Here is a 14,688-nt window from a genome sequence, read left to right on the forward strand (position 1 = left end):
GGGACTGGTTTTGTTTTGTAGTTCTTATCTAGGAGCCACCTCTTTCCATTCCGGTATTGGCTTTTGGACATTTACACCGCCAGTGCCGCCATCAGCAACGGAACTCGTCTGATATGTGCACGATAGACCACTACCATCGACAACTCTTAAGCTTGGATAAAATATGCCCTCTGATTGATACTCGTGAGTCGTAGTAGCCAGTGTCGAACCGCCCTCAGGTAATTCTGTGCCATCGCCAAATACCCATTTCCATAAATGCGAAGCATGGCCAAACGCAAGTCCATCATAAAATTCCACGTTAGGCGCATCTCCATTAAATAAGACCGGAAGTCCTACCGCTGGTCTAGTTGGACTGAATGTAAAGTCAGCCTTAGGATAAGCATTTACTGGCGTACTCCATGTAGCTGGTGATGATACCAGCCAATCAGATACATAGCCAAGAGTATCGCGCAGTCTTACTCTAGCCTTGTAGGTCTTGTTATAACTATATTCTGGATCAGTTGTAATGTTCACAACGCGAGATGCATATCTGTCACCACCAAGAGAGCTTGGAACTAAAGCGTTAGGATTCTCGACAACGTTATTTATATCGCTAAAAGCTTGGCCACTCTCAACGATCTGCATGTCATATGAAGCCTGAGGATTTTCACCCGAATACGTCCAGGTTAGCTGGACGAACGCTCCGCCGCCAAAACAATAATCATTTGTGCTTGGCAATACTAGACCGATGTTACTGCCCAATGGCGGATTCGAAGTAATAACCTGGCACGTGGCCGTCTGGCTAGCACTTGTTACGATTACATTATTTGTGCCTGAGGCTGCGTATCTAGTAGTAAACGAACTCCCACTTCCAGTTGCTGGAGTGCCACCACCCGACCAAGAGAATGTACCATTGCCACCAGTAGCGGTTATAGTCGCATCAACGTTAGTTTGAGCATTTTGAGTAGTCGGGCTACAAGATAAGGGTAGTATAGGCGTCGGCGTAGGAGTTGGAACCGGTGTCGGCGTGGGACCGGAGCTAACTACAATTGTAGATGCCCAAACGCCACCGAAATAAGAGTCAGCTACCGGGGCCGCACAAGTGGTTCCATCTGGCTTCATGTAGAGAGCGCCAGCAGTATGCACCATTTGCATAGCAAAGGGGTACGATCCTTCTGCCGCAGGAGCAGTCAACGAGAAGCTCCATCTAGGCGTATCCCCCGGATTAATCACTGCTGGCAAGTGGCCATACGTCGGACTTATAATCGGAGCGCCGCCTGTTTTTACAAATTTAAAATAATTACCGTTATACCACATAGTGTCTCCCGCATTATTTACATCAGCATAAAAGCTTTGCGTTTCTCCTGGAGTCATGGTGATAGAACTCGGTAAATTCGTGCTAGGTATCGAGGCATTTTCTCCACAAGTAGCTGGCGCTGGCGCCGGAGCAGTCGCTGGTGGAGGCGTAGGCGTTGCTGACACAGGAGTCGGAGTCGGAGTTGGAGTCGGGGTAGGCGTTGGCTCAGGAGTGCCTCCTCCACTATAAGTCCAAGTTATATTAAAAGTAATAATCTGATCAGCCGTCAAAGTAAGAGGTCCACTATTTACAGCCGATGTGTACCCTGCTGGTCCTCCCGTTACTACTATCGTATAGTCGCCCAGGGGTTTTGATAGATAAGAATCTCCGGGCATATTAGTACCCGCTAAATTCTCTGGGCCTGATATCTGCCATGAAGCAATAGCAGAAGAAGTATCAAGATATTTCGAAGTAACATTTATTCTACCAGTAGCTGGTTGGATGACCGGTGGTACAGGCTCATGATTGGCAGTGCAAGTACCGCTATCAACGCCCATGCCCTGTCCTTCGCATATCCAGCTTGAAGACTCGCCCGCGGCTGGAAAAGCTGGAGTAGCTGAGGTCACGCCACTTTGACAATAATAAGGTATGCCCGAAGTGCTTATCATTATATAGTCGGTGGCATCATAGGCATAAGTTGCGTTGGCACCTCCACAAACTCCATCCTCGGATGTGCCTCCGCCATCGCCAGCTGGGGTCCAGAAACAACCAGAAGTCGCATCGCAAGAAGTCTCGGATAAGCTGCTACACGATACGTCTTCGTTCCAACCGCTACAACTACCAGAAGTGGTAAGAGCGAGCGATGTATCGAAAGAAAGGGTATAGAATAGGAGAGCTGCGACCAATAATGTAGAACCAAAAAGTATTTTTTTCATATTACCTGTAAATAGTTACCTTATCCGCATGGAAATTAGACACCGAGAAAACATTTTCTTTGGTAGAGATAGTTATAGCATCTCCCTCTCTGATTATATTATTAGCTAATTCTCCGGATACCTTGATTACTTTGCCGCTGTCGTCTCTTATGATCGTTGGGTGCGCGGTAGCCCAGTTGCCGTTCTCGTCTTTCATTAACACCTGGACAACAGATTTATTATCTATATAAAAAAGCTTTTCCGTATCGATAAGACTTGATCGGCCGAACTTAGAATAAGGCAAGGCCGTTTTTAGGGTATACGTACCTCCATTATCCTTGGCCGTAGCCACTAGAACTGTGCCGCCGATAGAAAACTGTTTTGTGTTATCGGGGGGCATGACTAGAGATCCTTTATAGAAAAAACTGGCGCTAGCTAGAACGACCAAAATTAAAACAAAAACGACGACAATATATATCGTTCTTTTGTCTCTTATTAAGAGTTTCAAATCCATATATAAATTATAGCACCAAAGATAAGTAAACGCTTAATACTTATCAACAAAAAAGCCCGGACGAAGCGCAGGCTACGTGCCTACACCTCATCCGGGCTCACTCGCAAACCGTCAGCGCCTTGCAGGCGCATTATCGGGAAACGTGTTCCCTGCCTCCGTGCGCAAAGCCTGCAGGATATACGTTTTCTCGGCTGGCGAGAAATCTATTACTATGCCGCCGAGATTCCCGCCCATAAGACCGATAAACGCATGATGCTCAAATCTCAATACGTGCCCTTGCTCATGCGCCACATCAAATAGAGAGACTGCCCCGCCTAAATCACGGTACTGCACTTTACCACTCTGAGCGACGTTCTGAACGTCCACCATTGTGGTACATCCGACATAGGGACAAGTAGCCGAATCGATCGAGAACTTCACCGGCACGGATGCCGGATTGGATGCTCCAATCGAGAAGAAGACTGCACCGCCCGTCGCCGTCTGAGCGATGGAAAGTGCCTGTTTGTGGATGGCCACAACCGTGGGATTATCGGCCATGTTCTGAGACAACTCTCCGATCACCGCTGGATATTTCAGCCGTTTCAACGGGTGTAGCCCCGTGTTATTCGGAGCTGATTGATCTCCGTACAGCATCTGCTTGACTTGTGTCTCGCAGTTGCCGTCGTAACACTGAAACATCGAGAACGTACTCGTTGTCCCAGTGTAGGCATCTCCGCGAGGCAGAAAGCCCGTTGCAATAGCCAGCACGGTAAAATAACTCTTCGTATTTGCTGGCACGATAACTTTCACCACGCCCTGGCCATCAGTAACGTAATTTTTCTCAAGCACCGTCACCGTCGCACCCGTGACGGGTTGTCCAGTTAGCCGACTGACGAACGTCAGCTCTATTACTACTGGCGCAACTACCGTGATGCTCACGCTGGCAGTAGCCGATCCATTCGGACCGGTACATTCCAGAGAATACACGGTATTGGCCGTAAGTGTCGGAGTGTTGTTAGCACCGACAAGGCCGGCCCAACCGATAACTGGCACGCCGTCACGCTTGACGACGCAGTTCTCAACATTAGTAGCCGTCCAGTCAATCAGGGGCGCATCCCCAGAATCAACTGAGCAAATGTTGGCCTGCTTATTGCAGGTAATTGTCGCCGTAGACGTAGGCGTAGTGGGTTGAACCGGGTTACCCGGACAGCCCAACGAGAAAGTGATGGTCAGAATGGCCATCACGACCGTCACCGTCGAACGAATCTTCGTGGTCATGGTAGCCTCCTTCGATCTGTTTTGGGGATTTTCTGGCCCCAGTTTTTAAAGACCTATCAGTACCTTAATTATACCACTCTACCCCCAAAAAGTCAAACCCAAGATTCTGGGCTTGTCAAGGGCACTATATGCTGTTACTATGGGCCCAGTTCCAATCCAGGAGACACTATGTTCGGACTTAGCAGGAGCAGAGAATTCCCTATCAAAATCAGTTCCGATCAACTCAAATACGCCCGAGAACAGCTTATGATGATTCTTGCCGGCAAAAGGACATCGCTTGGGATAAGTCGCGGCCACGAGGCCAATTGGCAGCAATATCTCTTCCGCCAACTAGATTCTCAGAAATTCTACGTCTCAATGATGTACCGAATAGCTCATGATCATTCTTCGCTCGAACGCGTCGACAAGCCTGAACGGAATATTAATGAGGCCCAGGCGATGATAACAGCTATCGGACTAATATATGCCGCGATGTACAAAGCTCTTGGCAATCGCCTGCCAAAGCTTACTCAAGACATGTTTGATGAGTATCTTCAAGATATGGCTAACTTCGGAGAAAGGGCCTTCTACGAATTCTCAAGTAAGCTCAAGTCCCTGAGTGGCGATGGCGATATTGGCCTCGTATGTCTTCGGAATATCAATGCCTCCGGCCAAGAATCTGCCGGGACGTTCCTGGCCAAGGTTTACATTGATCTTCTTCTTCAGCAGATTGAAGGAGAACTAGCTCGGAAATAAATACAATCCCCGCCTCCGGCGGGGAATTATTTTAATACGCTAAGTTAATAATTCTCAATAGAAGATTCTGATATCAGACGCCCAGTCTCATTATTTTATCTTTTGGTAAATAAAGTCGCGAAGTTCAGATATGGCTATGCGCTGTTGAGTGGCCGTATCTCGATCGCGGACAGTCACGGTATTATTTTCAAGCGTGTCGAAGTCTATGGTCACGCAAAATGGCGTGCCTATCTCGTCCTGAGAATAATAGCGTTTACCGATATTGCCACGATCATCCCAAGCAATAGAAAATTCTTGTTTTAAATCGTCGTAGACCCTCCTAGCCTTCTCGACCAACTGCGGCTTATTGGCTAGCAATGGGAATATGGCAGCCTTGTATGGCGACAATTTTGGATTTAGCTTTAAGATCACCCTGTCGCCCTCTTCCGCATAAGCATCCAACAATAAGAATAAAAATGTACGATCGACGCCACCAGACGTCTCCACGATATTAGGCGTAAACTTTTCTTTTGTCTCTTGATCAGTGTAGCCTAGATCTTCGCCGGAGTATTCAGAATGTCGAGATAGGTCCCAATCGCCACGCCAGTGGATCCCCTCCATCTCCTTGCCTATCGGCGACGCTTCATAATTTATATCAAAAGCTTTTCTGGCATAGTGAGCCAGCTTTTCATGCTGATAGAATCCTAAATTCTCAGGATGAGTGAATATGCTCTTGTACCAATTCATTCTCTCCTGCTTCCAAAATTCAAACCACTTCTCCATTTCTGAAGGATGACAGAACCACTGCAGATCCCATTGCTCGAATTCTCTCTGCCTGAACAAAAAATTGCCAGGCGTAACTTCGTTCCTGAAAGCTTTACCAATTTGGCAGATACCAAATGGCACCTTGAGTCGTGTCGAGCTCAAAACGTTTTTATAATCTAGATAGATAGTCTGACAAGCTTCGCCTCGAAGATAGGCTTCGATTTTCTCACCTTCAATGATGCCAAGTTTAGTTGGCACCAAAATATTAAATATCTTTGGCTCGGTCAGCTCTCCGTCGCAATCGGGACACTTGGCGCCCTCTATATCATCAGCCTTGAAACGATGGTGACACTTCTTACATTCAACTAGTGGATCAACGAAGCTCTTCAGGTGACCGCTAGCCTCCCAGACTTTGGGATTAGTTATTATCGCGCCGTCGATACCGACGATATTCTCGTGATCCTTGGTCATCCATTTCCACCACAAAGCCTTTAGGTTGTTTTTTAATTCCACGCCCAACGGACCATAATCATAAAAACCCTGCAGGCCGCCGTATATATCGGATCCGGGGAAAACAAAACCTCGACGCTTAGCTAACGATACAATCTTCTCCATCAAGTTATTTTTTTCTTTCTCCATATTTTGTCTATTGAACCACGCCTTCGCCGCGGCCGTCAACCATACTGTTGGTATCTACGTCTTTGGCGTTTATGACTATGGCTTGCTTAGTAAAGCTATCCTTCCCAGAAAAAACTATGTCTTTAAGTATGTCCATGACCGAGCCTTTCTGAGCGGCCGACGGCTTGATAGTCACCTGAAATACGGCTTCGTATTTAGGAGTCAGATTCCCACCTACTCCCGATGGTATATTTTTTATATCCCAGACTATCTCTGAAGAATTTTTATTATAAGTCGGCTCCGGCTGACCGGAAGTTACACTGCTACTACCCTTCCAAGAAACGCCAAGCGGCAAAGTTCCGACAATTTTAGCTTCGGCCACATCGTTACCAGGGTTACCCAACTGCCAATGGATAGTATAGGTAGTAGTCTCGCCTACCTTGGGGGGCATGGGCCCAGAAGAACCAAACGCCGGGTCATTGTAGTATGCCAACTGAGCAAAAGCAGGTTGAGTGCTAACTTTAGTGATTAGAGTTCCGGCCGAAAAGATTTCTTCAACATCAATGCCTGGAGGGATATTAGGAGTGCTCAATCTGGCCGAAACTTTCACTAACGTGTTTTTTGTTCCAGTGCCACCATAGCTGAACTGCGGTTTGATCTTTACGGAGAAATCGACAGTCCCAGTTTTCCTAGACGACAAATTGGCAAAATTTGAAACAGTGCTCGAGTTCCAAGTAATAGTATTACTAGATGAGTCAAAATAACCTCCACCAGGATTTACACTATTTAAATCGAACATGTCGCCTTCTAGCTTGGCAGTTAAGGTCAAACCGACAAGATTAAAATTCGAATTATTTGAATATTTAAGAGTGTAGCGCAGTCTGTCATCCGGATTAGTAACGTAATCCTTGCTATCGTTAGCCAGAATATCCACGGCCAACAAAGGACTAGAGATTACTGTCGTATTAGAAGCTTCTTCGTAATTTATATGCTGGTCGCCAAGTTTACGCATTAAATGCACGGCCACCGCCTTACTCTCACCTTCGCTGCCACTTAGAACTCCCTGGATACTTATTCTTGACCCTGGACCCTTTCTCAGGTTGGCCACAGTCCAAGAGTTATTATCGCCTGGGTCGCTAGCCGGGCTAGAGCTTTGAAAGACAAATCCATCCGGATAATCAAACACAAACTTTAAGCCCGAGATATCTCCGGCAGACTCATTCCTATAATCAAGAATGTAATTAACAACTTGGCCTGTAGTAGAATTTGGCGGAGCACTCAGAGTTAGCGACACCGGCACGCTGATAATGGTAGTCCCCAACGTTGCAGTTTTCTCAAATTGAGAATTAAGATCACTAGCCTTGTAAGACATAACCATTTTTGCAGTCTTTACGTCTCCTCGATTGCCAACCAAGAATGTTTTAAACTCCTTCTCACCAGACTGTCCTTTGGCCAACACGTCTAGGTTAAACTTCTCAGTTAAGTCTTCGACGAGGATGCCGTCCTTAAGAATAATTGATTTGCCTGGATAATTGAAAGAGAATTTTAAGTCGACAAGGTCGGTGTTGGTCGAATTCGTATATTTAACCCTATAGATCATTTCATCGCCTAGCCCAATTTGGGTCGGGCCAGATATAGACAACTCGACGCCACTTTCGACAAAAGATGATCCACCAAACCAAAAGACCATTAAACTGATAATGAATAGGGCACAAGCCAAAGCAACCAGCCACTTGAATATCTTGTTATGCATAAAACCTTGCTTAATAACCAACAACTCGGGCTGTTTGGGAGCAACCGGAGGCGTAGGTTTAGTATATATTATCTCGTTCATTGAGTTAATCCTAACACACAAGAAGCCAACTTACGATTTAATCCTTGCTTGGTATACGAATTGCAATGAATTCAATTTGCGGCCAGTAATGCCCTCAAATATTATATCCAACGAAGACTTGCCTATGTGGCTGGAATCGGATTGGCCATTCTTCAAAATTTTTAAATCTTCGCTTCTAAGTAAGAAGCCCCGATTAGTTTGCAAGTGGCAGTTACGACAGATGAGACCACCAAGATCAAAATTAAGAGCCCACTCGTGATCTATGTGACTGTCGGAAGTCACTTGGGTTAAGCATAAGGCACAATGACTGGTCTGCGGTGAATATCCAGAGACATTTAAGAACTTCGCCTGAGCATTGCGCATTACGTTTAAAACCTTATTCTCGCCGGCATCGTTTATAGCCTGCAACGTATGATTTAGAAGATCCCACATTGCAGGATCTTTCTCGTTATCAAAAATTATCTTATCTACTAAGTCGGCAAAAAAACTAGCCACGGCTGTTAATTTTATGGACTTCTTTATCGCTGAATATACGTTGTCCGAGTGAGCGCTGGCAATAATCGGAAGTGCACGACCGGCAACCAGATCAAACTCAACCATATTCAGAACGTCAAGATGCATCGCTTGCAGAGACGACTTCTTTAAAATACTTTTTGCTATGGCTGTGAGCTTGCCAAATTCTTCAGTATAACAAGTCACAAGTTGATCGTACTCGTTGGTATTCTGCTTCTTAATCACAATCGCCTTAGTTCTCATTCCTTGTAGGTTATATTAATCATCTAGCGAAGGCCCAAGCCTACAGCGAGAACTCGCGCAGGCCCGAGGGCTTGGATTCCGGCTCCGGCAGTTGCCGGGATGCCGGACCGATGGCCGTCTCGGAGGGATGGTGCTTTAGCCCATCCTCTAAGTCTCTGTAGCGCGTAGACAGCGAGCCGCCGCAGGAGCGGCTCGACTATCGGTCGAGTCAGAGGCTTGGGTCGGAGCGCTTATTTTTTAATACCAATCGAAATCTTTTTGCCTGGGACTATCTCGGATTCCTTCTCGACATCAAAAGATCCAGAATCGTCTTTAATATTCTTGAATTCTTCGAAAAGTGTCTCTCTAGCAATCGTATCAATCCATTTATTAATGGCGGCCGACAATTCGGGATCATCACTATGCCACTGACCAGTTACTTTTTCATCCATCTTATATTTCATTTCCTTTCTCATATCCTGAATCTGCCTGATCATTTCGCGGGCATAGCCCTCGTCTCTCAGCTCTGACGTTATCTCAAGATCGAGGCTGATAGTATCGCCCTTAGTATACCTTATCTCTTTAACGTTAAGCTCGTCTTTTATTAGATTCTCGATGTCGGCATCAAACTCTTTAATTCGATTTATGGTAACCGATTTCAATGGTTGCCTAACCTTTATTTGGTTCTGCTTCCTTGAGGCTAGTCCCGCAGCCACCGCTTCCCTAGCTTCGGCCATGGCAGTTTCAAGTTCCTCATCTATCACTGACTCGTCTACTCTAGGCCAATCTTCAAGATGAACACTCTTCTCTTCGCCGTTTAAGGCTTGGAATGTATCTTCAGCTATAAAGGGTACAAATGGCGCTGAGAGTTTGGATATCTCGATCAATATATGCTTCAAAAGCTCAAGAACGTCGTCTTTCTTCCTAGACCTTCTCAGCCACCAGTTCGAGAAATCGTCTCCTGAGAATTTTTCTATTGATCTGGCTGCCCCGGTCGGATCATAAGCATCTAGTCTCTCAGTTACATCTTTTATGGTTTTATTTAATCTCGAGATTACCCATCGATTCAGAGCGTCGTCGCTGGCCTTAATCGAACCTCGTGATCCTTCTTTGTACAACTCATAGAATCTTAAACAGTTCTGAAGAGTAGAGAAGAATCCCTGCGAACGCATCTGTAGTTCTTTAGCTGAGAATAGCTTGTATTCCCCTGGTGCGTTTACGGTATAGAAATACCAGCGTGGGGCATCGGCGCCATATTTCTCAATGATATCGAAAGGCAAAACAATATTACCCTTTGATTTAGACATTTTCTTGCCCTTTTCATCTAATACATGGGCATAGCTGATAACATTTTTGAACGGTTCCCCGCGGCCCAACAAGGTAGATATTGCTAAGAGCGTATAGAACCATCCACGAGTTTGATCCGTGCCTTCAGTTATGAACTCGGCCGGAAACTGACCGTCAAAAGTTTTTTCATTTTCAAAAGGATAGTGCCATTGCGCAAAAGGCATGGCTCCAGAATCAAACCAAACATCAATAAGATCTGGTATTTTCTTCATCGACTGTCCGCACTTGTCACATTTCAATTCAACTCGATCGACAAACGGTCGGTGCAAGTCCAGTTCCCCCAGGTCATTCCTAGGGATATTTCGCCAATCGAGCTTAATCAATTCGGCCCACCTAGGCTCCATCTCTTCGCCTCTATCATATATCTCATTCTCGCCTATGCCTTCAGCAGCAGCCCGAATCATCCTCAGAGGATCCCCGTGACTAACAATTAATATCTTTTTATTTTTGTACTTAGCATCTGCCTCTTTCATGAAACTGGCGATTCGTTCTCTTTCGTCATTCCAACTTTCACCATCGTAATGCTTCTTATTGAAATCATTACCCCAATCTCCCGGAAATTCAGATATGCTTTTGCCTTCCGTTTGCATCCCCCATTCTATCTCCCTTAGCCTCTCGTCAATTACAACGTCCACGCCTAATTCCTTAGACACGATTTCGGCCGTTTCTTTAGTCCTCAAAAATGGTGACGAGAAAATATAGTCTACTCCGCCAAGATCCTTTAGCTCTCGGGCCGATTTCTTAACCATGCCCCGGCCTTCTTCGGTTAATGGATATTTATCGTGCTCTAAATGGCAACCGATAATCATCTTCGTCTGCTCTTGTCTCTCGCTAAGACCATGCCTCAAAATATAATATTCATTGCCGCTACCAATCGAGTCTTTCTCCATCTCCTCAATACTTCCAATGACTCGCCTATTATCACACTTAGAATCAGCGCACTCCCATATGGGGAGAGGTGTGGCCCAGTACCTTTCCCTAGAGAATGCCCAGTCCTTACTTTCCTTGATCCATTCGCCGAATCTTCCCTTACCGACGTGCTCTGGTTGCCAATTAATCTGATCATTATTAGCCAGCATCTTCTCGTTGATGCTAGACATGCTTATAAACCAAGAATCTTTAGCGTAATAAAGCAAAGGAGAATTACAACGCCAGCAGAAAGGATAGTCGTGCTCGTAATCCTCGGTTTTTAAAAGCTTGTTTTCCTTCTCAAGTTTCTCGATGATTATTGCCTCGGCCTTCTTGTCTTTGACGTACATCCCGGCCAGATTATCGCCAACGATTTCTTTAAATTTACCCTGCTCGTCGACGGTATGAATCGTCGGCAAGCCGATCTTAAAGCCAAGATTATAATCATCAACTCCGTACATGACTGCAGTATGGACCACGCCCGTGCCGTCAGTCGTTGAAACAAAGTCAGCATCGTAAACCTTGTATGATTTCTCCGATCTTAATTCAGGGATATCAAACAGCGATTCGTATTCTATGCCAATTAAATCACTTCCCTTAACCTCCATGATAATCTCGCCCTCAGGTAGAACTTGGGCTAATAAATCTTTAGCCAATATTAAATCCTCGCCATCTTTTCTGGCTACAACATATTCAATGTTTTTGCCGATCGCCAATGCGACATTGCCTGGCAATGTCCACGGGGTAGTCGTCCACGCCAAAATAAAAACATCTCCCATGGAATGAGCCTTCATAACCGATGTTGCGCCAGAGACCATTCTATACGGCCAATTTTTAACTTTAAATTTTAGATAGACCGATCGCTCTTTGACTAATTGATAACCTTGTGCAACTTCATGGGATGATAACGGCGTGCCGCATCTTGTACAAAATGGTACGACTCGATGAGCTTTGTAGAGCAATTTTTTATCCCAGATCTGCTTTATGATCCACCACAGAGTCTCCATGTACTTAGGAGAATAAGTAATATAGGCGTCATCCATGTCTATCCAATGGCCCATTCTGTGGACCATGTTCTCCCAGTCTTTTTTATATTGCCAAACACTCTCACGACATTTTTTATTAAATTCGGCTATGCCGTAATTCTCAATATCTTTTTTAGACTTAAAGCCTAGCTGTTTTTCAACTTCTATCTCAACTGGCAATCCATGGGTATCCCAGCCAGCTCGACGTAAAACATAAAAACCACGCATAGTCTTATAGCGTCCATAGAGATCTTTGAAAGCTCGCCCTAGAAAGTGATGAATACCCGGCCTACCATTGGCCGTGGGCGGACCATCAAAAAATACGAAGCTTTTACCGCCTTTGGTTTTTTCTAAACTTTTTTCAAAGGTTTTATCCTTCTTCCAAAAATCTAGTACCCTATTCTCTGTCTTATTGAAATCGTACATGATGTTATTAAATATAGCCTGAATGGCGCTATATTTCAATTAAAACACACGGGGCCGGAATGGCCCCGTGTGTTTTAATGTTTTTACATTTTTTTCGGAGCCGTGATACCCATCAGATCAAAACAAATATTCATAATAATAAGCAGCCCGCCTATTAAGGCGACTCGGGGCCTATTGATCTTGTCGTTTTCGATAATCCTATGAGTTTCATAGAATCCATGAAAGCTATTGGCTAGATCCAAAGAATACTCAGCCAGATGATGGACTTTATAGCTCCTAGAAATGTCTTCGAGCAACTCGGGCAACTTAGCCATCTTCCTGACCAAATTCATCTCTACCTCATCGTATGATTGTCCAATCTCATAATCGCCATCACTCGGCTTAGTTCCTATCTTCTCAAGCAGGCTATTTAATCTGGCAAAAGCATACTGAATATAAAATACTGGGTTCTTGCTTGATTGATCCTTAGCCAAATCGACATCGAACTCCATATGAGTGTTTAAATCCTTTGCCAAAAAGAAAAATCTCAGAGCATCCCGGCCGACTTTGGGCAAAAAATCATCCAACAGAATAAACTTACCCTCTCGCTTAGACATTCTCTGATATTCATCTTTCTCTTTAACTAAGACCAGTTGATGCAGTAGGATTTCCAACTTACCGTCTTCGTAGCCAAGAGCCTTGGCTCCAGCCAGAAGTCGCGGCACATCGCCATGGTGGTCAGTCCCCCAAATATTTATAGCCTTATCAAATTCTCTTTCCTCAATTTTGTTCTTGGTGTAAGCGATATCATTCATTAGATAAGAAGTTTGACCATCGCTCTTAACTACAACCGCATCTTGTTGATCTGGAAAATAATCACTGACCTTAAACCATTTAGCGCCTTCTTTCTCATATACCAAGCCACTCGCTTCTAGGCCACCCAAAACACTAACGACTAATCCTTTTTCGTGAAGCTGGCTCTCCCTAAACCATACATCGAAGTTAATGCCCACATTGGCCATCGAGGCTTGGGCCGATTTAATCATGTGTTCAACCGCAAACTCTCGACAATGATCAATCTGCGCCGCTTCTCCGTCTGGCAACTTTTCATCGATAAGCTTTTTAGCGATGTCCACTATATAGTCCCCCTTGTACAGCCCGTCTTCAAATTCTATAGCCTCACCTTTTAACTCCTGCAGTCTTCGTAGAACCGATTTCCCAAGCTTCCCAACCTGAACACCAGCATCATTTATGTAGTATTCCTTAGCTACATCGAAGCCGACCTTTTTAAATATATTACCCAGGCAATCACCAAACGATCCAGCGCGGACATTATGAACCGTCATCGGTCCGGTTGGATTCGCGGACACGAATTCTAGATTTATTTTCTTATTGGAGCCAAGCACAGAACTGCCGTAATCATTCCCCTCCTTAATTATATTGCCCAGCTCATTTAATAGATGCCCATCTTTTAGGTAAAAATTTATAAATCCGTTGACCACCCTTATCTCTCTGCAAATATCTTGGATGTCTTTGTCTAGTTCTAGCTTGCTTTTTATGTCTTCGGCCACTTCGTTAACTTTCTGGCCATTTATTTTAGCCAGCTTAAAAGCGACGTTAACGGAATAATCGCCCAAATCTAAGCTAGGCGGATTCAAAATATCGAAGCCAGCCTCCGCAGAGTGTTTCGAGATAGCATTATAGATTATCTGCCTAGTCGTTTTGGCCATTATCGATAATATACAATAAAAAAACAAAAACGGCGATATCGCCGCTTAAGAGTTGTTGATCAATGGGACGAATGGGAATGAGCTCACGATCTCATCAACTAGACCATTATCTCCGAATGTCAAAGCTTCTTCGCCTATCAGAAGTCTATCTTTCTTTCGAGTGTGGGCCTTAATATCTTTCAAGGACATGCCTATCCTTTGAGCAATAACCGTCAATATCCTGTCATTCAATCTATCAAAGTTACGGATCGCCTCTTTCTGCTCATTAATCTCTTTCATATCCGGACCATCGTTACTCCTACCCTGATGGACTACAAATTGCGTATTGGGCATAGCGTATCTCCTTGATCCAGCCTGCAATATACAAACAGCCATAGAAGACACATCCCCAAGACCAACCGTGTTTACGGATATTCCCGAATTGACTAACGCCCTTATGGTGTCATATATACCAAACCCATCGTCAAAATATCCGCCTGGACTATATAAGACGACCCAGATAGGCTTCCGATTGCCATTCCTTTTGGCAAATGCCACCGAATTAATAAAGAAATTAAGCATCATCTCTGGATTGACTTCTCCATACAGCAACATTACTCCCTGCTCATACAGATATTCATATCTCTCAGTAACGGGACTGATCTG

The 14,688-nt window shown here is 44.8% G+C and carries 10 protein-coding genes; 1 reads left to right on the forward strand and 9 read right to left on the reverse strand.

Annotated features, from left to right (window positions below; genetic code table 11):
- Positions 1-24 precede the first annotated feature (24 nt).
- The 3 genes from DEG18_01925 to DEG18_01935 form a co-directional block, all read right to left on the reverse strand.
- A complete protein-coding gene (locus tag DEG18_01925; protein HBX58343.1) occupies positions 25-2,211 on the reverse strand; it encodes a hypothetical protein in 2,187 nt (728 codons plus the stop codon).
- A 1-nt stretch (position 2,212) separates the two neighbouring features.
- Complete coding sequence (locus DEG18_01930; protein HBX58344.1) at positions 2,213-2,704, reverse strand: hypothetical protein; 492 nt, start codon at positions 2,702-2,704, stop codon at positions 2,213-2,215.
- Between the two features lie 111 nt (positions 2,705-2,815).
- Positions 2,816-3,961, reverse strand: coding sequence for a hypothetical protein (locus DEG18_01935; GenBank protein ID HBX58345.1), 1,146 nt, complete (start codon positions 3,959-3,961; stop codon positions 2,816-2,818).
- A gap of 168 nt (positions 3,962-4,129) precedes the next feature.
- On the opposite strand from DEG18_01935, the gene DEG18_01940 reads away from it, so the two are divergent.
- Positions 4,130-4,696, forward strand: a complete 567-nt coding sequence (locus DEG18_01940; protein HBX58346.1) for a hypothetical protein — start codon at positions 4,130-4,132, stop codon at positions 4,694-4,696.
- Positions 4,697-4,786: 90 nt separating this feature from the next.
- Here DEG18_01940 and DEG18_01945 read toward each other — a convergent pair whose 3' ends face one another.
- From DEG18_01945 to DEG18_01970, 6 genes are all read right to left on the reverse strand, one after another.
- Positions 4,787-6,055 carry a glycine--tRNA ligase gene (locus DEG18_01945; GenBank protein ID HBX58347.1) on the reverse strand — a complete coding sequence of 423 codons (1,269 nt, stop codon included), beginning with the start codon at positions 6,053-6,055 and terminating at the stop codon, positions 4,787-4,789.
- Positions 6,056-6,086: 31 nt separating this feature from the next.
- Positions 6,087-7,892: a hypothetical protein gene (locus tag DEG18_01950; GenBank protein ID HBX58348.1), complete on the reverse strand. Its 1,806-nt coding sequence runs from the start codon at positions 7,890-7,892 to the stop codon at positions 6,087-6,089.
- 30 nt (positions 7,893-7,922) lie between these two features.
- Positions 7,923-8,648 (reverse strand): DNA repair protein RecO, encoded by a 726-nt coding sequence (recO, locus tag DEG18_01955; GenBank protein HBX58349.1) that lies wholly within the window; start codon positions 8,646-8,648, stop codon positions 7,923-7,925.
- A gap of 230 nt (positions 8,649-8,878) precedes the next feature.
- Complete coding sequence (locus DEG18_01960; GenBank protein HBX58350.1) at positions 8,879-12,334, reverse strand: isoleucine--tRNA ligase; 3,456 nt, start codon at positions 12,332-12,334, stop codon at positions 8,879-8,881.
- 83 nt (positions 12,335-12,417) lie between these two features.
- Complete coding sequence (locus DEG18_01965; protein ID HBX58351.1) at positions 12,418-14,043, reverse strand: arginine--tRNA ligase; 1,626 nt, start codon at positions 14,041-14,043, stop codon at positions 12,418-12,420.
- A gap of 45 nt (positions 14,044-14,088) precedes the next feature.
- Positions 14,089-14,688 (reverse strand): hypothetical protein (locus DEG18_01970; protein HBX58352.1); only part of this gene is annotated, 600 nt, incomplete at its 5' end.

It is taken from the genome of Candidatus Yanofskybacteria bacterium (genome assembly GCA_003514055.1).
Lineage (GTDB): Bacteria > Patescibacteriota > Minisyncoccia > 2-02-FULL-40-12 > GWA2-44-9 > UBA12115.

What these genes read in the sequence shown, in the direction of transcription:
- DEG18_01925 (HBX58343.1), bottom strand. Translation starts at nt 2,211, where the DNA reads ATGAAAAAAATACTTTTTGGTTCTACATTATTGGTCGCAGCTCTCCTA.
- DEG18_01960 (HBX58350.1), bottom strand. Translation starts at nt 12,334, where the DNA reads ATGTACGATTTCAATAAGACAGAGAATAGGGTACTAGATTTTTGGAAG.
- DEG18_01950 (HBX58348.1), bottom strand. Translation starts at nt 7,892, where the DNA reads ATGAACGAGATAATATATACTAAACCTACGCCTCCGGTTGCTCCCAAA.
- recO (HBX58349.1), bottom strand. Translation starts at nt 8,648, where the DNA reads ATGAGAACTAAGGCGATTGTGATTAAGAAGCAGAATACCAACGAGTAC.
- DEG18_01930 (HBX58344.1), bottom strand. Translation starts at nt 2,704, where the DNA reads ATGGATTTGAAACTCTTAATAAGAGACAAAAGAACGATATATATTGTC.
- DEG18_01935 (HBX58345.1), bottom strand. Translation starts at nt 3,961, where the DNA reads ATGACCACGAAGATTCGTTCGACGGTGACGGTCGTGATGGCCATTCTG.
- DEG18_01945 (HBX58347.1), bottom strand. Translation starts at nt 6,055, where the DNA reads ATGGAGAAGATTGTATCGTTAGCTAAGCGTCGAGGTTTTGTTTTCCCC.
- DEG18_01965 (HBX58351.1), bottom strand. Translation starts at nt 14,043, where the DNA reads ATGGCCAAAACGACTAGGCAGATAATCTATAATGCTATCTCGAAACAC.
- DEG18_01940 (HBX58346.1), top strand. Translation starts at nt 4,130, where the DNA reads ATGTTCGGACTTAGCAGGAGCAGAGAATTCCCTATCAAAATCAGTTCC.